The 24897-nt window shown below is 39.3% G+C and carries 28 protein-coding genes; 5 read left to right on the plus strand and 23 right to left on the minus strand.

From position 1 onward, the window contains the following. The first annotated feature begins 101 nt into the window (after positions 1-101). Positions 102-779, plus strand: a complete 678-nt coding sequence (locus GVV22_RS10355) for a helix-turn-helix transcriptional regulator (RefSeq protein WP_159649978.1) — start codon at positions 102-104, stop codon at positions 777-779. A 31-nt stretch (positions 780-810) separates the two neighbouring features. On the opposite strand, the gene GVV22_RS10360 is transcribed toward GVV22_RS10355, so the two are convergent. The 16 genes from GVV22_RS10360 to GVV22_RS10430 form a co-directional block, all read right to left on the minus strand. Then, on the minus strand, positions 811-1305 hold the full coding sequence (locus GVV22_RS10360; protein WP_159649979.1) for a hypothetical protein: 495 nt from the start codon (positions 1303-1305) through the stop codon (positions 811-813). After that, entirely contained in the window at positions 1295-1690 is a 396-nt protein-coding gene (locus GVV22_RS10365; RefSeq protein WP_268890723.1) for an ATP-binding cassette domain-containing protein, read from the minus strand. Before GVV22_RS10365 ends, GVV22_RS10360 begins: the two co-directional genes overlap by 11 nt. After that, positions 1687-1875, minus strand: a complete 189-nt coding sequence (locus tag GVV22_RS11140; RefSeq protein WP_268890724.1) for an ATP-binding cassette domain-containing protein — start codon at positions 1873-1875, stop codon at positions 1687-1689. The genes GVV22_RS10365 and GVV22_RS11140 overlap by 4 nt, the downstream gene beginning before the upstream one ends. 39 nt (positions 1876-1914) lie before the next feature. Then, positions 1915-2481: a hypothetical protein gene (locus GVV22_RS10370; protein ID WP_159649980.1), complete on the minus strand. Its 567-nt coding sequence runs from the start codon at positions 2479-2481 to the stop codon at positions 1915-1917. Then, positions 2474-3289, minus strand: coding sequence for a hypothetical protein (locus GVV22_RS10375; RefSeq protein ID WP_159649981.1), 816 nt, complete (start codon positions 3287-3289; stop codon positions 2474-2476). Before GVV22_RS10375 ends, GVV22_RS10370 begins: the two co-directional genes overlap by 8 nt. Before the next feature lie 18 nt (positions 3290-3307). Then, positions 3308-3703, minus strand: a complete 396-nt coding sequence (locus GVV22_RS10380; RefSeq protein ID WP_159649982.1) for a hypothetical protein — start codon at positions 3701-3703, stop codon at positions 3308-3310. A 169-nt stretch (positions 3704-3872) separates the two neighbouring features. Further along, on the minus strand, positions 3873-5135 hold the full coding sequence (locus tag GVV22_RS10385; protein ID WP_159649983.1) for a UDP-N-acetylglucosamine 1-carboxyvinyltransferase: 1263 nt from the start codon (positions 5133-5135) through the stop codon (positions 3873-3875). Between the two features lie 95 nt (positions 5136-5230). Further along, positions 5231-5986, minus strand: coding sequence for a formate/nitrite transporter family protein (locus GVV22_RS10390; protein WP_159638538.1), 756 nt, complete (start codon positions 5984-5986; stop codon positions 5231-5233). Between the two features lie 191 nt (positions 5987-6177). Continuing rightward, positions 6178-7044 carry a class II fructose-1,6-bisphosphate aldolase gene (gene fba, locus GVV22_RS10395; RefSeq protein WP_159649984.1) on the minus strand — a complete coding sequence of 289 codons (867 nt, stop codon included), beginning with the start codon at positions 7042-7044 and terminating at the stop codon, positions 6178-6180. A 26-nt stretch (positions 7045-7070) separates the two neighbouring features. Continuing rightward, positions 7071-8690, minus strand: a complete 1620-nt coding sequence (locus GVV22_RS10400) for a CTP synthase (RefSeq protein WP_159649985.1) — start codon at positions 8688-8690, stop codon at positions 7071-7073. Between the two features lie 195 nt (positions 8691-8885). Next, complete coding sequence (gene rpoE, locus GVV22_RS10405; RefSeq protein WP_159638544.1) at positions 8886-9209, minus strand: DNA-directed RNA polymerase subunit delta; 324 nt, start codon at positions 9207-9209, stop codon at positions 8886-8888. A gap of 4 nt (positions 9210-9213) precedes the next feature. Next, entirely contained in the window at positions 9214-9588 is a 375-nt protein-coding gene (locus GVV22_RS10410; RefSeq protein WP_159649986.1) for a DUF1934 family protein, read from the minus strand. A 131-nt stretch (positions 9589-9719) separates the two neighbouring features. Next, positions 9720-10946, minus strand: coding sequence for an aminopeptidase P family protein (locus GVV22_RS10415; RefSeq protein WP_159649987.1), 1227 nt, complete (start codon positions 10944-10946; stop codon positions 9720-9722). Continuing rightward, positions 10939-12177, minus strand: a complete 1239-nt coding sequence (locus GVV22_RS10420) for an HD domain-containing protein (protein WP_159649988.1) — start codon at positions 12175-12177, stop codon at positions 10939-10941. Before GVV22_RS10420 ends, GVV22_RS10415 begins: the two co-directional genes overlap by 8 nt. Then, entirely contained in the window at positions 12164-13606 is a 1443-nt protein-coding gene (gene gltX / locus GVV22_RS10425; protein ID WP_159649989.1) for a glutamate--tRNA ligase, read from the minus strand. The genes GVV22_RS10420 and gltX overlap by 14 nt, the downstream gene beginning before the upstream one ends. A gap of 174 nt (positions 13607-13780) precedes the next feature. Beyond that, positions 13781-14944: an acetyl-CoA C-acetyltransferase gene (locus tag GVV22_RS10430; RefSeq protein ID WP_159649990.1), complete on the minus strand. Its 1164-nt coding sequence runs from the start codon at positions 14942-14944 to the stop codon at positions 13781-13783. 138 nt (positions 14945-15082) lie between these two features. On the opposite strand from GVV22_RS10430, the gene GVV22_RS10435 reads away from it, so the two are divergent. Then, positions 15083-16231, plus strand: coding sequence for a hydroxymethylglutaryl-CoA synthase (locus GVV22_RS10435; RefSeq protein WP_159649991.1), 1149 nt, complete (start codon positions 15083-15085; stop codon positions 16229-16231). Positions 16232-16312: 81 nt separating this feature from the next. Here GVV22_RS10435 and GVV22_RS10440 read toward each other — a convergent pair whose 3' ends face one another. The 6 genes from GVV22_RS10440 to dtd all read right to left on the minus strand — a co-directional run bounded on the left by GVV22_RS10440 (position 16313) and on the right by dtd (position 20610). Further along, positions 16313-17485 (minus strand): M20 metallopeptidase family protein, encoded by a 1173-nt coding sequence (locus GVV22_RS10440; protein ID WP_159649992.1) that lies wholly within the window; start codon positions 17483-17485, stop codon positions 16313-16315. A 41-nt stretch (positions 17486-17526) separates the two neighbouring features. After that, a complete protein-coding gene (locus tag GVV22_RS10445) occupies positions 17527-17850 on the minus strand; it encodes a cyclic-di-AMP receptor (RefSeq protein ID WP_159638560.1) in 324 nt (107 codons plus the stop codon). A 92-nt stretch (positions 17851-17942) separates the two neighbouring features. Beyond that, complete coding sequence (gene ychF / locus GVV22_RS10450; protein WP_159638562.1) at positions 17943-19046, minus strand: redox-regulated ATPase YchF; 1104 nt, start codon at positions 19044-19046, stop codon at positions 17943-17945. Positions 19047-19048: 2 nt separating this feature from the next. After that, positions 19049-19249 carry a DUF951 domain-containing protein gene (locus GVV22_RS10455; protein WP_159638564.1) on the minus strand — a complete coding sequence of 67 codons (201 nt, stop codon included), beginning with the start codon at positions 19247-19249 and terminating at the stop codon, positions 19049-19051. 12 nt (positions 19250-19261) lie between these two features. Then, positions 19262-20110, minus strand: coding sequence for a bifunctional 5,10-methylenetetrahydrofolate dehydrogenase/5,10-methenyltetrahydrofolate cyclohydrolase (locus GVV22_RS10460; protein WP_159649993.1), 849 nt, complete (start codon positions 20108-20110; stop codon positions 19262-19264). A gap of 44 nt (positions 20111-20154) precedes the next feature. Beyond that, on the minus strand, positions 20155-20610 hold the full coding sequence (gene dtd / locus GVV22_RS10465) for a D-aminoacyl-tRNA deacylase (RefSeq protein WP_159649994.1): 456 nt from the start codon (positions 20608-20610) through the stop codon (positions 20155-20157). 61 nt (positions 20611-20671) lie between these two features. On the opposite strand from dtd, the gene GVV22_RS10470 reads away from it, so the two are divergent. The 3 genes from GVV22_RS10470 (at position 20672) to GVV22_RS10480 (ending at position 24231) form a co-directional block, all read left to right on the plus strand. Further along, on the plus strand, positions 20672-21922 hold the full coding sequence (locus GVV22_RS10470; protein ID WP_159649995.1) for a replication-associated recombination protein A: 1251 nt from the start codon (positions 20672-20674) through the stop codon (positions 21920-21922). Between the two features lie 131 nt (positions 21923-22053). Further along, positions 22054-23538 (plus strand): ATP-binding cassette domain-containing protein, encoded by a 1485-nt coding sequence (locus tag GVV22_RS10475; RefSeq protein WP_159649996.1) that lies wholly within the window; start codon positions 22054-22056, stop codon positions 23536-23538. 195 nt (positions 23539-23733) lie between these two features. After that, complete coding sequence (locus GVV22_RS10480; protein ID WP_236261957.1) at positions 23734-24231, plus strand: peptidylprolyl isomerase; 498 nt, start codon at positions 23734-23736, stop codon at positions 24229-24231. 112 nt (positions 24232-24343) lie between these two features. On the opposite strand, the gene GVV22_RS10485 is transcribed toward GVV22_RS10480, so the two are convergent. Further along, on the minus strand, positions 24344-24897 hold a 554-nt coding region (locus tag GVV22_RS10485; RefSeq protein ID WP_159649998.1), incomplete at its 5' end, for an IS30 family transposase.

Consider the following 24897-nt stretch of genomic DNA (forward strand, 5'->3'; position numbering starts at 1 on the left):
TTCACTTGTATATCTAAATCACAAACTTCTGCATATTGGGTTGTGTTGTCACAGATAGCGTTTTCTTATATAATAAGAGCACATGAATGGAGGTAGTGTCGATGTCTGTTGACGCCCGAAAATATTTAGAAACTTTTATTCCAATGATCGATTTTTTAGCTGAGTTATTAGGAAAAAATTCAGAAATCGTATTACACGATCTTACCAACCTCGACTCATCGGTTGTTGCTATTCGCAATAATTACATTACAAAACGCGAAATTGGTGCTCCAGCAACAGATTATGTGTTGCGTGCCCTGAAGGCAGGTATTAATGATACTGTCGACTACACGATCCACTATCGTGAAGTCAGCAACCGTGAACACAAACAATTACGGTCTGCATCTTATTACTTGCGTAAAGATGGTGAGTTGTTTGGTATGATATGTGTAAATACTGATGAAGCTGTGTTCAAACAATTAAATCAGAGTATGGACGCTATTGAGTTACTGCTTCGTACATACAAGCAACACCAACCGGAAGAACAATCCGCAATCCCCGAATCATTCTCCCGCTCAATTGAAGAAATGGCCGAGAACACAGTTCTTGAGTTATCAGTAGCAAAAGGTATTCCCGTTGATAAATTTAAACAAGATGATAAATTTGAAACTATTGAGGTTCTTTACGATAGTGGCTTCTTCTTGTTAAAAGGTGCGGTTCCAGAAATTGCACGCATACTTAAAATATCTGAGCCCACAGTCTATCGTTACCTACAAAACGTTAAGGCTAAAGACCAGTAAGCACAAAGGCACTCAATGAGTGCCTTTTCATTTATCCAATCATCACGATTACAATTCGAAAAATGTACACAATGCATGTAAAAACCATCAGGATAACACTTATTGAATTCGCCAAATACTTACGCATGCGTATTAATATCATGAAAGTTGCGTAGTACAAAGTATGCATTAAAACAGTCCTCACTAACATTAATGTTGTCATCACCAATTCATTTAAGATTAGTTGGAGAACGATTAAGACGGCCATGGTTTTTATACTTCTTCGAAAGATTAGCGCTAAATACGCCTCTTCATTCAATCTAATCTTTAGGGATAGTTCCATTTGGACATACTGATACACCGTATCCGCATAGCATAATCCTACGAACAAAATTGCACAAAGTATCACAAATGTGTCAATTGGTAATTCGGAAATACCAAAATTAAGCAACTGAAATTGGCGTGCAACTTCAGACGTGAATAGCGTATAGAGACTAATTGAAAGAACGAGCAAATATGATTTATATTTACCAAACTTATATCTCACGAATTTCCCCATATTCTAACTCATACACGGCATCAAAATGAATATTTGATACGCCATCATGGGCACAAATTATACAAGTCTTTTTCGCATCTCGTAGCGACTCAATGATTTCATTAAACACCGCTACGCTTTTTCGATCCAAACCGCGAGTAGGCTCATCCAACAGTATCAAGTCTTGATTTTCCATGATTGCTTGTATGATTCCAAGTTTTTGACGCATTCCCAAACTGTAAGTCTTGACGGGTTTTTTGTTTGTTATTTCGAGATCGAATTGTTGCATAAGATCCCTAGTTTTTTCCCAATCAAACGTCCCCGTTAATTCAGCCAAAAACTGTAAGTTGAATAAAGCAGTCTCATGTTCAATGAACATTGGATTTTCAATCAAACCACCAATTTTTGCGTCTCATCTACATAAACACTTCCTGAATCGGGCTCATTGAGTTTGGCAATGAGCTTCAAAAGGGTGGATTTTCCGGACCCATTACCACCTCGAATATGAATCAGTGCTCCTTTTTTTACTTCTAAACTTAACCCATCTAATACGATCATTCCTTTAAATGATTTTCTCAAAGACCTAACTGCCACGCTTTTTTCATTGAATATCCTTCCTTATGTCAACCTTATTCCGGACAAAAACTCAACAACTTTTACATTAATATTCGAATAATGAAGCATTAGACTCATCACAATAGGAATTGCAATCACTATCCCTGATACAATCCCTTTGAAAAATATAGAAACGTTAATGATAAGGCACCATAAAAACATACTGATCGCAATCCAGCCTAAGAATATAAATACAAGCCTTTTCTCATATATTCCATCCCAACCAATTATGATAAGTGGACCAAATCCAACGACGCAATATACCATCGTATCTACACCTGCTTGTACCCGTAACGACCGATTTAGCGCGTCCTCACCGATTCGAATTTGAATTGAATCTCGCATTCGTTTAATCAGACGTGCGTTGTGGGTGAGATAAATGAAAAACGTTGTTGTCACTAACATAGGAATAATATTGGAACTCATAATAAAGCTTTCTACTTTTAGTTTTTCTTCCACTTTCGCAATTGCACTAATGTGGGGGTAGAGGGTATACATCGAATAGGACACTGCACACATGTAGATAACAAGGTATCGTGATTTTTTTATTTTAATCCATGATTTACCCATAGAAGCTTCTCCGTTTCAATGTAAAGTGATAGAGAATGTACGACAAAACACCATAGAGTACCGCAGCTGAAAGGAAACTTTGAAGCACATACCCATAGTGTGTCCCTGGTGATAAGATTGAAGATGGCATAATGCTCGATAATATTGCTTTCGTCGGTGTTTTCTCACCGATATTAGGGATAATCGTAGTCATAGATGTAACAGCTGCAATGTATATAAATATACTCAAGAATTTCTGGATTATTGGTACAAATATATACATATACGCATTGCGAATGTAATCTGCCATTAGGAATACAAATACAGCGTAAATCCCAGTCCCTACCGACGCAAGTATCCAGTGTGCCAAAACAATACCTAAATTTGCATGATTAATCAATTCTGACATCGTCCATAGGGATTCAATCTGAAACGGTTCCACTGTAAATGGGTTCCAACAATGTACTGCCGCGATGTTTAGAAGTTCGGTTAAAAAACGAATGATACATGCACTCATAAATATCTTTACGATACTACGTCGATACAGATGCTCCCACCCCATTCGTATTGCCATACTCGATACCGCTTGAGAATGAAATATTCCATAGATAGGATACAGAGCAATACCAATCGTGACCCACATAATTAAGGGGTACAAAACAGTTGTCGCACTTTCCTGCAGCACAACGTATTGAAATGGACCATTTCCTGGTTGCGGACTCAGCGAAGACGTCCAAAAACTTACATTAAAACTAACAGCATTTATAAGAACAAGGATACATCCAATCTTGATGAGTTTGAATCTCATTGGCTTAATCTCCATTTTCATTTATATACTCCTTGTAATCTAAGGGTAGAAGCAATAACTAACTTGGTTTGGAAGTGGCTCCCAATTTTCCGACGATATTCTTCCCATATGGTAACTTCCCAACCCTCCAAATGATTCTTTATAGTGCAGAGTTTGTCTAGTTCCATCTAACAATATGTAGTCTGTTACCGAACGCGTTCCCGTTACAGGACTAACTAGGTCTGCATAAATATTCATGGCAATTGATTGGGTATTTTTTTGAATCCACGCAGTACGCGCATAATTATCTTTTTGTACGCTGCGGGATGTCTTCGACCATTTCCCAAAACGTGGTACACTAACCCATATCAGTGGACTCCATGCCGCACATATAGAACTTGTGCAGAGTATCAGTAAGATTAAAAACAACAACAACTTATTTGGAGAACGTTTCATTATTTTACCTCCTAGCCGAATTATGACATCACCATCCTTGCATAGTTTTTTTAGTCTTCAATCTTCTACGGTTTAGTGGTCGTACTACACGCCTTATCGGTATTGTTCTTTCCATTCAAGCATAAAAAAACCCCACATTCATCCTTGAATGTAGGGTTTAAAATTAGTTTTAGATTGTTTCTCGCCAGAATTTAGCGCCCAATGCTTTGAGTTTACTATCAATTTCATCGTAACCACGGTCAATGTGATAAATATCATGAATTTCAGTAATACCATCTGCCATCAGACCGGCAATTACCAATGATGCTCCAGCACGTAAGTCAGTCGCCGTTACTTTGTTACCAAATAATGGTGTAACACCTGTAATGGTTGCCTGTGCAGTCCCTACGCTAATTGTAGCACCCATACGTTGGAGTTCTGCCGTATGTTTGAAACGTTCCGCATAGATTGTTTCTTTAACGGTTGAAGCCCCTTCCGCACGCGTCAGCAGCGTTGTCATTGGTTGTTGAAGATCTGTAGCAAAGCCGGGATACGTTTGCGTCGTAAAATCTACAGCCTTCAACGCTTCTGATTTCAAGATGCGAATCGAATCAACACCAATTTCCATATTGACTCCCATCTCAATTAATTTAGACGTCAACGCTTCGACATGTAATGGGATAATGTTTTCAATGGTCACATCATCAGCCATTGCAGCTGCCATAATAATGTAAGTCCCAGCTTCAATACGATCAGGGATAATATCATGAGGTTTTCCACTCAATGATGTAACACCTTCAATTGTGATCTCATTTGTTCCAGCACCACGAATGTTCGCGCCCATTTTAGTCAAGAAGTTTGCGAGGTCAATAATTTCTGGTTCTTTCGCAGCATTTTCAATCACGGTTCGACCTTCCGCTAATACAGCCGCAAGCATAATATTAATTGTTGCTCCCACTGATGCAAAATCAAGATAGATTTTAGCACCAACAAGATGGTCCGCTTTAATCGTGTAGTATCCTTGAGAATACTCAACCGTTGCTCCCAAAGCCTCAAATCCTTTTAAATGTAAGTCAAATGGACGCGGACCTAAATAGCATCCCCCTGGCATAATCATACGCACTGATTTAAACTTACCAAGCAATGCCCCCATAAAGTAATACGATGCACGTAAACGTGTGACTGCATCAATGTCCAAGTCGACATTTTTCATATTAGAAGTGTTAATTTTATAATGGCCAGACTCCGGAGATTCAACTGATACTCCCAATGATTCAAGAATTTCAGTCAATGATTCAACATCTGAAATGTTTGGAACCCCATAGATATTGACATCACTGTTATCCGCTAAGATTGCTGCAGGTATTAAAGCGACCGTTGCATTCTTTGCCCCACCAATTGTTACTTTTCCGTTTAGACGTTTTCCACCTTCAATTTTAATAATTTCTACCATTTGTACAACTCCTTTAGTCATAGTAATTATACCCCAAATGGTCAAACAATTATAGTCTAAGCACCGCATATAAAAAGAGTCTTTTGTGAAGACTCCTATTTTACTGGCTTATGGCGGGCCGCAAGTGTGTAAGCGAGACCCACTAAGACACCACCACCGATAATATTACCAAGATATGCGAATGTAAAGTTGAAGATAAATCCTCCAATTGATACACCACCCATTACATTGCTTGCAAGGAGCAAGAAAATATTCGCAACACTATGTTGGAATCCAAGTAATGCAAACAACATAACCGGGAACCAAATACAGAAGATTTTAGCACTCATATCTTTAACCCCAACACTCATCCACGATGCAAACCCAACAAACCAGTTACACATCACGCCTGAGACAAAGATTTGAAATGCCGTATAATGCATTTTCCCTTCCGCAATCGTATGCAGCTGATCCACATACGGGTTAAGCATACCTAGAATTTGTACGCCAACTAAAACAACAAACAGTGAACCCAAGAAGTTACCAAGCGTTACAACTGCCCAGTTTCCTAAGAGTTCTTTGATTGACACTTCTTTGTTAAAGAGTGCAGTAGAAACGATTGTCATATTTGATGTAATCAATTCTCCTCCAGCTACTAGAATCACAATAATTCCAACCGGGAAAATTGAAGCACCTATTAATACCCCAACTAATCCTGGGATACGTGCTGTCACGATAATGTAGGTTAAGTATGCGAATGCAACCAATGCCCCTGCCAAAAAACCTAAGATTATTTTCGCCATAAATGGTTTATCAACTTTTTTACGGCCCAGTTCAGTTACTTTTTGAACTGTTTCTTCCATTGAATACATATTCTCCTCCAAAAAACTTTCCTTTGATATCTTATCCATGCAACACACTTTAATCAAGATGTTTTCATCACAAGACTGTCTTTTTGAAGTATCTTACATTCTTTTTTCGTTTTTTTACGTCTGTTACGTGAATATATCTCCACTTACACATAAAAAAAGAAACCGCCGAAGCGATTTCTTTAGAAGTTCAATTAAGCTTTGTTAGCTGAACCGAAGATTTCGATTTTTTCTTTAACAGCTTCTTTCATTGCTTCAAATCCTGGAGCTAAAAGTTTACGAGGATCGTAGTTTTTACCTTCAAGGTCTTTACCAGCAACGATGAAGTCACGAAGTGCTGCCGCGTTAACTAATTGTAATTCTGTGTTAACGTTGATTTTTGAAACACCTAAATCGATAGCTTTTTTGATTTGGTCTTCAGGGATTCCTGAACCACCATGTAATACTAAAGGAATGCTTCCTGTAGCTTGTTTAATTGCATCTAATGTTTCGAAGCTTAATCCTACCCAGTTTTCTGGATATTTACCGTGGATATTTCCGATACCAGCTGCTAAGAAGTCAATGCCTGTGTCAGCCATTGTTTTACATTCTTGAGGATCAGCTAATTCACCTGTACCGATGATTCCATCTTCTTCTCCACCAATTGATCCAACTTCTGCTTCAACTGATGCACCTTGTGCATGAGCGATTGCAACGATTTCACGAGTTTTTTCCAAGTTTTCATCGATTGGTAAGTGTGATCCATCGAACATTACAGATGTAAATCCAGCAGCAAGCGCTTCTTTAGCACCTTCAAAGCTACCGTGGTCTAAGTGTAATGCAACAGGAACAGTAATGTTCATTTCTTCCATCATACCTTTAACCATACCTACAACAGTTTTGTAACCTGTCATATATTTTCCAGCACCTTCTGAAACTGCAACCAAGATTGGTGAGTTCATTTCTTGTGCTGTTGAGAGAACTGCTTTTGTCCACTCTAAGTTGTTGATATTGATTGCTGGAACCGCGTAATGTCCATCACGTGCGTTTTCCAGAATTTCTTTTGCTGAAACTAATGCCATAGTTATGCTTCCTCCTAATTTCTCTTCTATTTTACTCTCTTTTTAGAATTTTGCAAAGAGGCTGCCACAAATCCTTTGAATAAAGGATGCGAACGGTTCGGTCTTGACTTAAATTCAGGGTGATATTGTGAAGCAACAAAGTGAATATGGTCTTTCAACTCAACAACTTCAACTAATTGCCCATCAGGACTCAAGCCACTAAATACGACACCTGCTTTTTCAAATTGCTCGCGGTATTTGTTATTAAATTCATAACGGTGGCGATGACGTTCAAAAATAACATCTGCTCCATAAAGTTCACGTGCTTTGGTACCATCTTGCAATTCACAAGGATAATCACCCAAACGCAACGTTCCTCCAAGGTTTGTTTTATGAATTTGATCTTCCATAATATCGATAATCGGGAATTTTGTATCTGGATTAATTTCCGTAGTATGGGCACCCTCCATACCTAAAACATTACGGCCAAATTCGATCATCGCAATTTGCATTCCTAAACAAATTCCGAAGTACGGTACATTGTTCTCACGAGCAAAACGAGCAGCTGTAATTTTACCTTCAACACCACGTTCACCAAATCCACCCGGAACTAAAATACCATCATACTTCGCGAGCATATCGTCTTTATTTTCCTCAGTGATTGTTGTTGAATCAATCCAGTCAATATGAACACGACTGCTTACTTCGTATCCTGCATGCATTAATGATTCCGCAACTGAAAGATATGCATCTTTTAATTCAACATATTTACCAACCAACGCAATTTTAATATCGTCTTGAAGATGTGATGCGCGATCAATCATTTCATTCCATTCTGTCATATCGGCTTGCGGTAAATCGGTAATGCCAAACTTATGAACAATATACTCATCAAGTCCTTGTTTTTGGAACATTAATGGTAATTCGTATAAATTTTCAACATTACGTGATTCGATAATGGCATTTTCGCGAACATCACAGAAAAGTGCAATTTTGTTTTTCATATCGCTTGTAAGTGGCTCGTCACAACGTGTAACAATAATGTTTGCTTTGATTCCGTGTGACATTAGCTCTTTAAAACTGTGTTGAGTAGGCTTCGTTTTGTACTCTGAACTCGCAGGTACTTTTGGGATTAAAGTTGTGTGGATAAAGACAACATCTTCAGTAGCATTTTCGGCATGAACTTGACGAACCGCTTCAAGGAATGGGAGTGATTCAATATCTCCTACAGTTCCTCCAATTTCGGTGATTACAACATCTGCACCAGACTCTTCAGCCGCTGCATAAATTTTATTTTTAATTTCATCTGTAATATGTGGAATAACTTGTACAGTCGCACCATTATAATCACCACGACGTTCTTTATTAATAACGTTTTGGTATACACGTCCAGTTGTAATGCTTGCATTACGTGTTAATTCCTCATCGATAAATCGTTCATAGTGCCCAAGGTCCAAGTCTGTTTCGGCACCATCACGGGTTACAAAAACCTCGCCATGTTGGTATGGTGACATGGTTCCTGGATCAACGTTAATGTACGGATCAAATTTTTGCATAAACACTTTCATACCACGGTTTTTAAGTAAACGTCCTACCGATGCTGCAATGATACCTTTACCGATACCTGATACAACACCACCAGTGACAAAAATATATTTTGTTGTCATATTATCTCCTTCTAAAAAATAAAAAAGCTCCCATCGCTGGAAGCCTACTGCCCTTTATTATTCTATCAAACTCGTTATGGGTATTCAACCATAAAAATCGAGACACTACAAAAAGCCACATGTATAGCGGAAAATTTACATTTAGGGTTTAAAAACCTGCATTCGCTAAAATGCAGGTTTGGGTTATTGTATTAATTACTCGTCGTCTGTAACGCTGAGTTCAATTGGGTAATCTTCAAACTCTTCTTCATAGTCATCATAACCATCAAGAAGATCCGGGTCAATTTGTAAACTTTCAAGGGTATGACGTTCACGAAGGTCCCATTTGTTTCCCTCTAACGAGATGAAACGTGAGTCCATCATTAACGCATTGTAAAACGATGCAACTTTTCTTTTAGCTGCTTCTTCGGGTAGCTTAACTTCTTCTGAAACTTCAGCCCATAATTTTTGGAAAGTAGTTTCTTTCTTTTTCTTTTGTAATTTATCAAATGCAATATCGCTTAACGATTTAGATGCCATAATGTTATACCTCCGGTTCCCACCAACATTCAAACTCAAGTGTGTCAACACGTTGACCTTCTTGGTCTAAATGATACCTAATATAAAATACATTGTTGTCAATCTTCATTTCATCTACACTTACATCAAATACAATTGTTCCATGTTCGTTTTTAACGAGCATTTCTGTCGATTCATCTCGACGAAATAGACCTTGTGTTAGCCAACTGTCTTGGCGTTTGAGCGAAATTTCATGGTCCGTAATGTCGAGTATCACAACTGCGCCACTTTTTTCGACATAACTAATACGCTTGTACACACCTAAATCTTGTAACGTTGCGTTTTCATCAACTGTCTTTGCATTCGCTTCTCGTGATTTTTGTATAACTGTAATTTTCAAAACGGATAGATTGCCCCCTTACTTATTTACCATTGCATTATATGAAAATACGGTATAATGTCAATACATTTTAACAAAAAAAAATGAAAGTGCACGGATATCGTTGCACTTTCATACAGAATTCACATTTCTTATTGTTTGCTTTCGAAGTAAGCTTCGATATCTGAAACCTCACGGATGATTTGTGGGGCAAGATCTTCGTTACTTTCTTCAGTTACCAAGACATCTGTTTCAATACGGATTCCGATGCCTTCTTCAGCGATGTAAAGTCCAGGTTCATTGGTAATAACATTACCTGCTTGGAGCGGCTCCTCACGGTCAATCCAGACATCGTGAGTATCCAACCCTAATGAGTGTCCAATACCGTGATAGTAGTAACGTGAGACGTCTTGAGGGTCTTCTATGAGCCCCAATTGGATACAGCCCTCAGCAAGATACTCTTTTGCAAGATCATTCAATGTTTTAATGCTAATGCCAGGACGAATTGCTTCATTAACAGCATGGAACGTATCCAAGACAACTTGATAAACATCACGTTGACGATCTGTAAATTTACCATTGATTGGGAATGTTCGAGAAATATCGCCACCATAACCATTAACACGAATTCCTAAATCAAATAAGACAAGGTCTCCATCTAATAGTTCTTGATTATTTTCAATGTAGTGGAGTACTGTTGCATTTTTTCCTCCGGCTAAAATCGTATCAAACATCAAGTCACCGTGTTGCTTCATACCTTCATAGTAGAAACGTGCGGCAACATCATTTTCATTATTCCCTGGTTTCACTTCTTCAAGAGCACCCATGATGGCATCATTTGTAACAACAAGTGCATGCTTAATCGCTTCAACTTCTTCTGGAAGTTTGACCATTCGTAATCTAACAAGTTCTTCAAAGATATTAACAACGCGATCTTCACCCACAAAATCCACAAATGCTAAACCGGAACCGTGGAATTCTTCTGTTATTGTATCGTGATCAAAATCCAGACCGATTTGTACGTCTCGTTCCATGACCGAATTTACAAAAGCATCAAATTCATCGAAGTATCGAATATCTTCAATTCCAGAAATGAGTTGTGCCTCTTCTTCCGTCATGTAGTGACCAACCCATTTTTCCATATTTGGATCAATTTCGCGAAGGAACAACGTCACAGCTTGGGTAGTCTTATCAAATACAACTACAGCCTCTGGTTCTTCAATCCCTGTTGCATAGTAGAAATTACGGTTTGCTTGAAATGGATACTGTGCATCTGCTGATTTGCGTACACCTTTACCACTAAATAAGAACGTTACAGTGTTTTTGGGTAATGCGTTCATAATATTTTCACGAATTGTGATGTATGTTTGACTATTCATATACAATCTCCTTTGGATAGAAAACCTTTCGATCTTCTTTATCTTCCCCTTGCACAAATCCCCTTACAATCGATGATGCTTCAGATAACTCAACAAGGTCACCTTTAATCGATACATAAATTCCTGAATTTGTGTCTTCTTTGCGATATGGCTTTTGATACAAGGTCTGTGTTGTGAAATCCTCAACAACATAGTAACTCGCATCATAACCATTCTGTATCGTTGCCCGACGAATTTTTTCAAGTTGGTTTGTTCCCGTTAAATCTTCATATTGAAAGAGAACTCGATTTAAAAGACGTAACGCTAAGTCTTTTAAAATTGGATCATCACTGTCTGTAAGCACAGTGAAACCATGTGTAACCGCTGGCTCATCAAGTTTGAAATGGTCTTCAAGTGATATTTCTGTATTATTCAAAAATGGTTTGAAGAATGCAACGCAATCCAACAATTCTGGATTGGTTGTCATCAAATCACGCATTCTTGAGAAGATTGAAAGTAAAATTCCTTCAAAACTTCGTGACGCAGGGTGAAGGTAAACTTGCCAGTACATTTGGTATCGCGCCATGATGTAATCTTCAACAGCGTGAATGCCACTTTCTTTCATGACGATACGATCGTTTTCCAACTTCATAGTTCGAAGAATTCGTTGTAGGTCAAATTCTCCATAACTAACGCCTGTGAAGTATGAATCACGCAATAGATAATCCATACGGTCGGCATCAAGTTGACTTGAAATAATCTGTGTTAATAATGTTCGTTCATGGCGATGCGCAATAATATCACTCACAATTTTCGGTAGATCAGGACTCGCCTGTTTTAAAATCCGATTAATTTCAGACGGCTCGCGGATAATTCGATCTGTGAATGTTTCATGGTGAACCGAGGTTACGGATTCAAACGCATGCGAAAAAGGACCATGTCCAACATCATGCAATAGTCCTGCACAAAGAAGGGCAATTTGCTCTTCTTCGGACAGACTTTCTTTCAGACCACTAACTTTTTCAATCATTTGACGTACGACTTCATAGACTCCTAATGAGTGAGAAAACCGTGAGTGTTCCGCAGTATGATAAACCATGTAGGTACCGCCCAATTGGTGGATTCGACGGAGTCGTTGGAATTCTGGTGCGTTAATCAGATCCCAGATTACTTGGTAATTTACATGGATATACCCGTGAACCGTGTCACGCATCACTTTCTGCTCAACACAGCGTTTATTAAGCGTTGACATAAGTTTCTAAACGTTTTTTAACCACATCATAACCTGTTAAGTATAACGCACTCATAAGATCAGGTCCGTGTGATTGATGGGTAGCACTGACACGAAGGCCCATAAATAATGGTTTTCCTTTAAGTTCAGTTTCTTTTTTAGTTGCGTTAAATGCTTCTTTTAGTGCTTCAACTGACCACGCTTCTGGTAGATTTTTCAAGAATGATGCAGCCACTGTTTTAGTTGTTTCCCATGAAAGCACTTCTTCTTCAGCTTCTGTAATAACTGGCTCATTGAAGAAACTCTCAATCAGACTTCCAATTTCTGAACCATATTGTGTTTGGTCTTTATAGAGTAACAAGAGTTTCTCGACCCATGCTTCATCTTTTGCTGCAAGATCGTGACTTGCAGCAGCATAAGGTCTCACAAATTCAAGCCATTCTGCATCTGATTTTTCTTTTAGGTATTGATGGTTCATCCATGTTAATTTGGTAACATCAAACATAGACGGTGCTTTTGATAAACGGGATTCATCAAATTCAGCAATTAATTCTTCTTTGGTGAAGAGTTCCTTCTCACCTTTTGGTGACCATCCAAGAAGTGCCATAAAGTTAAACATTGCTTCTGGAAGGTATCCTTGATCTTTATATTGACTGATAAACTGCATTACAGAGTTATCACGTTTTGAGAGTTTTTTACCGTTCTCGTTAACGATTAGTGTCATATGACCATATCGTGGAATTTCCCAATTGAACATATCAAAAATCATCATTTGTTTTGGTGTATTCGAAATGTGCTCTTCGCCACGGAATACATGTGATATTTCCATCAAGTGATCATCAATTACAACGGCAAAGTTATACGTTGGAATCCCATTTGATTTAACGATTACCCAGTCACCAATATCTTTAGATTCAAAAGTGATTTCACCACGTACCATGTCGTCAAACGTGTATGTTTGATCTTCTGGAACATGGAGACGAATTGAATGTTGGCGCCCTTCTGCCTCATATGAAGCTTTCGTCGCATCATCGAGATGTAAACACTTTTGATTGTATCGTGTCGATGCATGGCCAGCTTCTTTTTGGCGATTATAGTCTTCTTCGAGTTCCTCTGAAGTACAGTAGCATTTATATGCATGACCACTTTCAAGAAGTTTTTCTGTGTATTCTCGATAGATATCTAAACGTTCCATTTGACGGTATGGCGCATATTTCGCATTGGGTTTATCAGGTGATTCATCTGCTTCAATCCCTAACCAATTTAAGAAATATGTTTGTGACGCTTCGCCACCTTCAACATTACGTTCCACATCTGTATCTTCGATACGTAATACGAAATCTCCCCCGTAGTGTTTTGCAATTAAATAGTCAAACAACGCTGTACGCGCGTTTCCGATATGTAAAAACCCAGTTGGGCTTGGCGCATATCTAACTCGAACTCTTTCCATATTTTTACCTCTTTTCAAAAACATTGCATTTATTATATCACGTTCTGTGTTTTCCCTACAATTTAAGTATGTGCTTTTACATGGTTTACCTTGTATTTTCACGCGATATGTTTGTATATTTTAACGAAAACAAAAAGATTGATACATTGTACCAACCTTTTCTTATTGATTATTTTAACGATCTAAAAGCATCGCAACGCCCATTCCACCACCAATACATAGTGACGCAACACCGCGTTTTGAGTCGGATCGAAGCATTTCATAGATAAGTGTAACCATAATACGTGCTCCAGAAGCTCCAATTGGATGCCCCAATGAGATCGCACCACCGTTCACATTAACTTTATTTGCATCAATGTTTAAATCTCGAATAACCGCTAATGACTGCGCGGCAAATGCTTCGTTCAATTCAAAGCGATCAACACTGTTTAAATCAATTTTTGTTTTTTCAACGAGTTTTGAAACCGCAAGATAAGGTGCATAGCCCATAATTGATGGATCCATACCAATTTCCGCAAACCCATTAATAGTTGCGAGAATCTCAAGATTCATGGCTTCTGCTTTTTCTCGGCTCATAATAACCAAAGCAGCTGCTCCATCATTAACTCCAGATGCATTTCCTGCAGTTACAGAACCACCCTCACGAAAACTTGGTTTCAACTTTTGAAGTCCTTCCAGTGTTGAGTTATGACGAATGTATTCATCTTCCTCAAAAACACCTTTTTTTGTTTCTACTGGAACAATTTCTGCTTTAAAAATACCTTCGCGTTGTGCTTTACTTGCACGAAGTTGGGATTCCAATGCAAATGCATCTTGGTCTTCGCGGCTCACATTGAATTGATCCGCAACATGCTCTGCTGTCATTCCCATTAATTCTTGTGTAAAGGCATCCGTAAATCCATCAACTGTTATCGTATCCTGTGTTTCAAGATTACGCATTTTCGAACCGAATCGACCGTTTTTTACAATATGTGGTGCTTGAGATAAGTTCTCAAAACCACCCACAACCGCAACATCACTTTCTCCCAGCATAATCGACTGCATTCCAAGATGAATTGATTTCATCCCAGAACCGCACATTTCATTGATTGTCATCGCTGGTGTGCTGTATGGAATTCCCGCATGAACGGATGCTTGTCGCGCTGGGTTTTGGCCCAACCCCGACTGAATCACGTTTCCCATAACAACATAATCGACGTCTTCCGGCTTGATTCGTGCACGATTCATCGCTTCTTTTATTACGGCAGTCCCAATTTCTACGGCTGTTGTTCCAATGAGGCTTCCCCCAAATTTCCCAATAGCAGTACGGGCCGCGCCTACAATTACTACGTCGCGCAAATAGATCACTCCTTTTTGTTTTATAGTGTTAGCTTGTTTATTATACCTTTTGTTTAATCCAAAAACAAAACTTTTCGTATTCTTTGCCTATTTGGGCAAATCTCCGTATAATAGTTTTACTATTAAAAGGAGTACTTTATGAAAATAGGTATTGATAAAATCGGATTCTATTCTCCAGCATATTTTCTGGATATGGCCGATTTAGCTACAGCGCGTAACGCTGACGTGAACAAGTATACCATTGGTCTTGGACAAGATAGAATGGCAATGCCCCCTATCACACAAGATACCATAACTATGGCAGCGAATGCCGCAATTGGCATCTTATCTAAAGAAGATTTAGAAGCAATCGACTTGGTTATTCTGGGTACCGAAAGCGGCACCGACCAGTCAAAAGCAGGTGCAACTGCAATCCACCATTTATTGGGTATTAACCCCTATGCTCGTGCAATCGAAATGAAACAAGCTTGTTATGCTGCGACTGCAGGAATTCAACTCGCGAAAGGTCATATTGCACTAAACCCTACCAAGAAGGCTCTGATTATCGCGTCAGATATTTCCAAATACGGCTTAAATTCAGGTGGTGAACCGACACAAGGGGCCGGTGCTGTTGCGATTTTAATTGCTGCAAATCCACGCATTATGAGTTTGGATAATGATGCTGCATACTTTACCGATGATATTTTGGATTTCTGGCGTCCAAACTACAGCGACTATGCATTTGTCGATGGACAGTATTCGAACGAACAATACCAACGATTCTTTGAAGCAACATTTAATCGTTATATGGAGAATACAGGTCGCACACTTGATGATTTCAGCGCATTGACATTCCATATTCCGTATACCAAACTCGGCCTTAAATCATTACGTATGGTTGCAGATATAGATACCCGCCCTGATTTGTTTGAGAATTTTAATCACGCTACTTACTACAACCGATCGGTTGGAAATATTTATACAGGTTCGCTCTATTTGAGTCTTATTTCATTACTGGAAAAAGGATCGTTAGCCGCAGATTCTCGAATTGGATTGTTTAGTTACGGTTCAGGGGCTGTTGGAGAATTCTTCAGTGGTGTTCTTGAGGACGGTTACAAAGACCATCTTGTTTCAGACCATCAAACCATGATTGATGCCCGTAAACGCCTATCGATTCATGCCTATGAAGCGATGTATAATGTATCGTTAATTAAAGATGGTTCGCACCAAATCTTGGATACAACCCACGAAACATCACCATTCTATCTTAAAGAAGTCAAACACCACAAACGTATTTATAATAAATAAAAGGAGCTTTCGCTCCTTTTTTGTTTGTTTTTTATGCGTTATGTTGTGATTTTATCTTCTAAATACACAAAGTTTCATGTGTTATGGCTCATCAATATAAGCAATGGTTAGTTCAATCATCGTTTGCGCAAGCATTACCAATACCCGTTCATCAGCTTCAAATTTAGGATTATGTAAAAAATATGGAGATGGCGATGCCGATGACCCTACAAATAGAAACGCACCTGGAATTGTTTTTAAATACGTTGCGAAATCTTCTGAGAATGGTACAGGCTCAATTGCTTCAACTGTATCAAGAAAGGCTGTTTTTTTAAGAACTGGAATAATCTTCGATACCACTTCAGGATGATTTACAAGTGCTGGGTATCCTCCTAAATGATTCATTTGGACCTCTACCTTGTACATAGCAGCAATACCATGACACAGCGCTTCAAGTTCTGATTCAAGACGCTTTTCAACACTTTCCTCGAAATAACGCGTGCTTAAAGCAAGATGAACATGTTCTTGGATGACGTTATCGGCGCCTTTTCCTTCAAACGATCCGATGGTAATTACGGCTGGTTTTTGAGGATCAATACGGCGAGACACAATGCTTTGGCTTGCTACAACAAATTGACTTGCAGCAACAATGGCATCATTCGCTAGATGTGGCGATGCCCCATGACCGCCTAATCCAGTAATATCAACTGTGATTGCGGCATTACCAGCCATCATTGATGTCTTCGCATAACGGATGGTTCCGAGCTTTTCATCAGGCATTACATGCGCTCCGTAAATACGGGTTACGTCATCAAGAAGTCCGGAGTTCATGAAATCTATAGCACCTCCTGGAGGTGTTTCTTCAGCATGCTGATGAATAATTTTAATAGTAATCGGTAATTGGTCACGAAGTGTGATAAGACTATCAGCAGCGATCATAAGAGCCGCTGTATGTAAATCATGACCACACGCATGCATAATACCATCATGTTGAGACTTAAACGAACTCTCGACTAACTCTTGCATTGGCAAGGCGTCAAAGTCCGCCCGCAATGCGAGGACGCGTTCTGATTTCCCTGGGTTAATCGTAACTACGAAGCCGTGACGCTCTGAAATCGTGTCTATTTGTACAGGTTTTCCCGCATAGAAGTTCTTTATGTATGCTGCTGTCTCAACTTCTGCGAATGATAATTCTGGAAATTGATGGAGATGCCGACGGATTGCAATCATTTCATCCATCCGGTCCTCAATCATTTTTAATAATAATGCTTTCATAACGTCTCCTTAAATAAAAGTACCGCCTCAGCGGTACTTGATTATAGTTTGTGGAATGCTTCGACATCTACAACAAATACTGTTGCACCACCCACTTGGACTTCTACTGGGAATGAGGCATAGCGTCCGATGTCATAAGATGCTGTGGAAGGAACCACTTCGGTGCGTTTTTTACCTTCGCGACCGATAATCTCTAAACAAGAATCAACACGATCATCATCACAACCAATAATTAGCGTTGTGTTACCTGCTCGTAGGAATCCTCCTGTCGTTGCAAGACGTGTTACTTGGAAATTCTCTTTGTTTAGCGCTGTTGAAACAGATGAACTATCATCGTTTGATACAATTGCGAGTACTAATTTCATAAGTATTCTCCCCTCTTATTATGTTTATTATACCACAAAGAAAAATATCACAAGTCAATGACTTGCGATATTTGGTGAATTTTTTGTTAAGTTTAGTTATTAAAGCGGAAATGGACAATATCGCCATCTTTCATGACATATTCTTTACCTTCCGAACGAAGTTTCCCAGCTTCTTTAACGACTTGTTCGGAACCGAGTTCCACAAGATCATTAACATGGTAGACTTCCGCACGAATAAATCCTTTTTCAAAATCAGTATGGATTACCCCAGCACATTGTGGTGCCTTCATGCCTTCAGTAAATGTCCATGCACGAATTTCTTTCGGACCTGCTGTAAAGAATGTGCGCAAGCTTAGAATATCGTAGGCGTTTCGAACTAAAACGTCGAGGCCACTCTCTTCGACACCAAGTTCACTTAAGAACTCATCACGTTCTTCATCTGCAAGACTAGACAAGTCTTCTTCTACTTTTGCACATACAGTAACAACACGACTATCCCGTGCCTCAGCATATGCTTTAACTTTTTGATACATCTCATTTTCTTCAACATTTGCGATACTGTCTTCATCGACGTTCGCAACATAGATTACAGGTTTGATTGTTAGGAAGTGGAATGTACGAATTAACTTCATTTCATCATCAGTTAGTGACAAATCAGAAAGCGGACGGTTGTCTTCAAGCACTGCTTTACACTTATCTAGCACTTTAAGTTCGTTCTGTGCATCTTTATCGTTTGATTTGGCTTTACGTCCGACACGATTTAAGCGATTTTCAACTGATTGTAAATCAGCAAGCATCAATTCAATTTCTATAATTTCGATATCAGAGATTGGATCTCCAACAACCCCGTGTTCATGCACGATGTCTGGATTTGCAAAACAACGAACGACGTGTGCGATTGCATCCACTTCACGAATGTTTGAAAGGAACTGGTTTCCTAAACCTTCCCCTTTTGATGCACCCTTTACAAGTCCAGCAATATCGGTAAATTCAAATGTTGTTGGAATAATTTTTTCAGATTCAATTTTACTTCGAATATCTTCCAAGCGTTTGTCGTTTACTTTAACAACACCCACGTTGGGTTCAATAGTCGCAAACGGATAGTTCGCTGCTTCAACTTGTGATTTTGTGATTGCGTTAAATAGTGTTGATTTTCCAACGTTTGGTAAACCAACAATTCCTGCTGTTAATGCCATATTTATGCCTCATTTCTTTCAATTATTTTTTTGAGTTTCTTTTCAAATTCGTGGCGTTCCATCATGATGACAGCACCACAGCCTTCACATTTTATTTTAATATCCGCACCCATACGTGTAATTTTGAAGTATTGTGATTTTTTACAGGGATGGTCTTTTTTCATCTGAACGATATCACCAAGGCCATATTCTTTTTTAATCATAGGGTCTCCTTATTATTGCGCGTGGTGCGCACGGTATGCTTGCAGTGTGTTTTCCAACAAACTTGCGATAGTCATCGGACCAACACCTTTCGGTACTGGTGTCGCATAAGCAACTTTTTCATATGCTTCTGGATCAACATCTCCCACAATCTTGCCATCAATACGATGAATTCCAACATCTACCAATACTTGATGTGATTGAACTTGAGATGCCTTAATAAAGTTGGGTTTCCCAATCGCCACAACGACAATGTCACTTTCTTGGATCAAAGCATCAAGATTTTGAGTCCGAGAATGTGCTAGGGTAACTGTTGCATCCGCATGGGTTAGGAGTGTCGCGATGGGTTTTCCCACAAGACGACTTCGCCCAATGACAAGCGCTCGTTTGCCTGTTACATCAATATGATACCAGTTCAATAAGCGCATAATTCCTTTAGGTGTACACGAAATGAACTGAGGGCGTTTAATTTCCAATAGGCCAACATTAATTGGATGAAGTCCGTCAACATCTTTACGTGGGCTGATGGCATCCACAATTATGTCTTCATTGATATGTTTTGGTAATGGCAGCTGGACGAGAATTCCATCTACATCTGCATCATCGTTTAAGGCATGGATATGACGTAATACATCATCTTCAGACGTATTTTCTTCTAGGCGAATGGTATTGGAAGTCATTCCAACAGCTCTCGCTTGCTTCATTTTCGAATTTACATAGGTTTCAGAAGCTGGATCGTTTCCTACCAAGATAACTGTAAGTGATGGGGCGCGGTTTCCTTGCATCGTAATCTCAGAAACTTCTTGTGCAATTTGTTTTCGAATTTCTTTCGAAACATGCAAACCATCAAGACGTGTACTCATACTTATCCCTCCTTAGCGATTTCCACCCATAATAATATCACACCTTAAATGACCTTACCATCTTTGATCGTTAGAATCACGGTAACCGGTCCATCATTGTCTAATATGACGTTCATATGGTGTTGAAACTTGCCTGTTTGAACCTCAATACCGTGCGCTCTAAGTTTCGCATTAAACTGTTCAAAATATTCATTTGCCAACTCTGGACGCATTGCACCAATAAAACTGGGACGATTTCCTTTGCGGGCATCGGCTGCAAGTGTAAACTGTGAGATTGATAGAATTTTTCCACCGACCTCTTGAATGCTCCGGTTCATCTTACCGTCGGCATCTTCAAAAAGGCGAATTTGCGCAATTTTATCCGCTGCTTTTTGGATATCGCGTTCGCCATCATCGACTTCAATTCCTACCAGTAGCATAAAGCCCTCTTGAATCGCTCCAACACTTTCCGAATCAACAATAACTTTTGCTTCTTTAACTTTCTGAATTACTATTTTCATGGTGTCACCTCTATGCCTTATTTTACATGAATCATGATACAATATATACAAGGAGATTTGTATGAATAAACCTTTAGCACATACTGTGAGACCACAAACTATTGATGAAATTGCCGGCCAAGACCACTTACTCGGGGAAGGTCAAATTTTACGCAATCTTGTCACTAACAAAGAAATTCCATCCATGATTTTTTTCGGTCCTCCTGGCACTGGAAAAACCACCACAGCGATGGCGATCGCAAACACTTTAGGACGTCCGTTTCGACTTTTCAATGCGGTCACTGATAACAAGAAAAAATTAGATCAGTTATTTGTTGAGGCTGAGATGAGTCAAGGACTTGTTGTGATTATCGACGAAGTCCACCGCCTCAACAAAGACAAACAAGATGTTCTTTTACCTCATATTGAAAGTGGGCTCATTACGATGATTGGAGCAACAACTGCCAATCCTTATTTCTCGATTAACCCAGCAATCCGTTCACGCGTTCACTTATTCGAGTTTAATCCGATTGATACTACGCATTTAGAAGCTGTTCTTAAACGGGCTTTCAAGAACTATCCGGATAAATCGATTGATGATGATGTCATTGCAACTATCGCTAAAAGCGCAAACGGTGATGCTCGCTATGCTTTGAATGCCTTGGAGATTCTTACCAAATCAACATTAGATACACACCTCACAGCACAGCATCTTAACGCCCTTTCTTTATCCATGAATATTTCAATGGATAAAGACTCTGATAACTACTACGATACTTTGAGCGCCTTCCAAAAATCGATTCGCGGAAGCGATGTTGATGGTGCCTTATATTATCTCGCTAAGTTAATCCAAGTCGGGGATTTTGATTCCATCGAACGCCGCTTGATTACGATTGCCTACGAAGATATCGGTCTTGCTAATCCTGCATTATGTGCACGTGTCGCTGAAGCAGTAGCTGCTGCACGCCGAATCGGCTTTCCAGAAGCACGGATTCCGTTAAGTGTCGTCGTTATTGAGTGCGCCTTATCACCAAAATCGAAGAGTGCCGAACATGGCATTGATCGTGCCTTAGATACAGTTCGTAATACCGCGTACCAAGTTCCTAAATATTTACGCTTGAATGCGGTCGGGGTCGATCCGATTGATATGTACGATTATGATCGTGCCGATTTATGGAATAAAATCCAGTACTTGCCGGATGAACTTAAAGATACAGAGTTCTATATCCCTGGAAATGAAAACTCTGCCGAGAAAACATACAGTGCCAATCGTACTGCACTTAAGAAGATTAAGCGTACGAACAATTTGCGTAAGCTGAAACAAAAAGTATGAGATTTGACTTTTTCGTTATCCACTTGTACACTTATTTTGACTAGAGAGGTAGCACATCGCTAAACTGGTGAAGCAATTGGGACAATTTCTTTTTATTTAAATCTAAATATTAAATAAGGAGGAGTTTTCTAATGTTTACTTTTAGTCTCAACACTAAGACAAAAGAAGGACGTGAACTTGTCACGTCTTTTTCTATGTCTGTAAATCAACATGACCGCATCGCTCTCATTGGCGAAGAAGGCAATGGAAAGAGTGTCTTTTTAAAAACACTTATCCATCACCCTGATGTAATGGATCTTGATATTCAACGGTCAATATCACAACCAAATCTTGTTTTTGGCTACGTATCCCAAGATGTATCACTGGGCGATCTTGATCTCAGTGTACTCGAATTCGCATTAAATAATCAGTGGGATCGTTACGCCGTATTTCTCAAACTATTTCATAAACTTTTACCCAATCTTACGGAAGAAGATTTTGACCGTACACTTACCACCTTAAGTGGTGGTGAGCGTGTCAAGTTACAGTTGGTCAAACTCATGCTCGAAGATGTCGATGTTTACGTTCTTGATGAACCTACCAATAATCTCGATGTTGATACCTTGCAATGGCTCGAAGCTTGGATGCTAGAGCAAGATGTGCCGATTCTCTTTGTATCACATGACGTTGCACTCATCACTCATACTGCAAATCGGATTATCCACTTTGAGTTACTCAACAAAAAGACCAAGCAACAAATCACACTCTTTGAAGGTTCCTACGCAGATTACTTGGATATTCGCCAACGAAAAATTGCCCATCATAACCAAATTGTCGCAAGTCAAGAACGTGAACACAAAAGACAACTTGATACGTGGCGGCAACAATATCAAAAAGTAGGACATCAATTGCAAAACGTCAATCGGGCAGACCCTGGACTGCAAAAGAAAATGAAGAATCTTAAGGCCCAAAAAGCACGTTATGATAAACAGCCACATACCGAACATCGTACTGTTGAGTCGCCAAGTACTTTCGTACTCGACACTCTCGCACCGATTTCACAGCGTCATCTTATCGATGTGGATGTGTCTCACCCGATGATAGCTATGCCCATTCATTTTTCGATGACGAGCACCAGTAAAATTGCTTGCACAGGTTCGAATGGAATTGGAAAATCTACATTCATTAATTTATGGACCGAACCGCTCGCAACATCCTCAATTGCATATCAAGTCGTGTATCAAGATATTTGGAAAAACTTGGATTTATCGTTAAGTCCTTTAGATCATTGCGCACCCAGCGGCATGCGTGATGCCCTTGAATCAACACGTAATGCACTCTCACACTTGCGTTTTTCGCGTGAAGAAATGACACTTCCCTTGCATAAACTATCGGGAGGCCAACGCACAAAGGTTGCCTTGCTCCATGCTATGAATCAATCACCCCAACTCTTAATTCTTGACGAACCAACGCGCAACCTCAGCCCAGACACGCAAAAGGAAGTCACCGAAATGCTTGAAGCATTTCCTGGAGCAATTTTTTGCATTACACACGATCGTGGATTGATGGAAGCCATTTTTGATACCTGTTTTACGCTAACTTCCGAGGGATTCACGTCCTCATCCACAAATTTTTAACCGCTTTATCACATTGAGAATGCTATAATGACTAAGATATACAAAGAGGAGACATGTATGAAAAAATTGAGTGTACTGCTGATTCTCGGCATTTTGTTGGTGGGCTGTTCATCCAAACCCAAAGAAGAACCTGTTTCACCACCAGAAACAAAAACTGATTATAGTAAAGAGACCAATCCAGTTGCTACCATTACAATGACTAATGGCGATGTTATTACCGCTGAATTGTATCCTGAAGTTGCTCCCAATACCGTCAACAACTTTATCACGTTGGCAAATAGTGGCTTTTATGATGGCGTTATTTTCCACCGCGTAATTCCTGGATTTATGATTCAAGGGGGAGACCCTGATGGGACTGGAATGGGCGGACCGGGTTATGGTATCAAAGGGGAATTCGCAAACAATGGTTTCCCGAATGATTTAAAACACGATCGTGGCGTACTTTCAATGGCACGTGCGCAAGATCCAAACTCTGCAGGTTCACAATTCTTCATCATGCATAAAGACTCACCGCACCTAGACAAAGACTATGCTGCATTTGGTATGGTCACTAGTGGTTTAGAAGCTGTCGATAAAATTGCTGCATTGGATCGTGATCGAAGTGATCGTCCAACAACAGACAGTGATAATGTTATTGCATCAATTACTGTCGATACTAAAGGTGTAACATATCCTGCACCCGAGAAAAATTAGAAGCTCCTTGCGGAGCTTTTTTTATAGTAATAAACAATTTATGTAAACCCCTGGATTGAATTCAAAAATCATCAATACGTAAAAACAAGCCCGAAGGCTTGTTTTTCTTTTATCAAATCTCAACCGCACCACTATTCATTTTTAAAAATTCTATCTCATAAGCAGTTTTAAAGTCAAATATTTTACGAGGCATTGAGTTGATTTTAAAGGCAATGTCATCAAGATATTGTTGTCCAATGTTGTAAAGTGACTTTCCTTTAGGAATAAATCTTCTGACTATTGCATTGGCTCGTTCATTGGAACCACGCTGAAAAGAACAGTAAGGATCACACTTATAGAGTTTTACACCGAGTCGTTTCGCAGTAATTCCCATTGTATTAAATTCTAATCCATTATCAACAGTTATTGATTTCGTTACTATTTTGTTTTCTTCTATAAATTTTCTAATTAATGAGGATGTATAGTAGTCTAATCGATACTCAGCCTTGATCAGCCAATTCATTCTGGAACATCGATCGACGATTGATATTATTGCCGCACTTTCATTTTTCTTACCGATTATTGAGTCAATTTCAAGATGACCGATTTCATCTCGGGCCTCTATATAATTGGGTCTCAGACTAATTGGTAGCACAGTTCGATTTTCCAAATTCCATTGAAAGTGGT

Source organism: Erysipelothrix aquatica (assembly GCF_009828825.1).
Classification (GTDB): Bacteria; Bacillota_I; Bacilli_A; order Erysipelotrichales; family Erysipelotrichaceae; genus Erysipelothrix; species Erysipelothrix aquatica_A.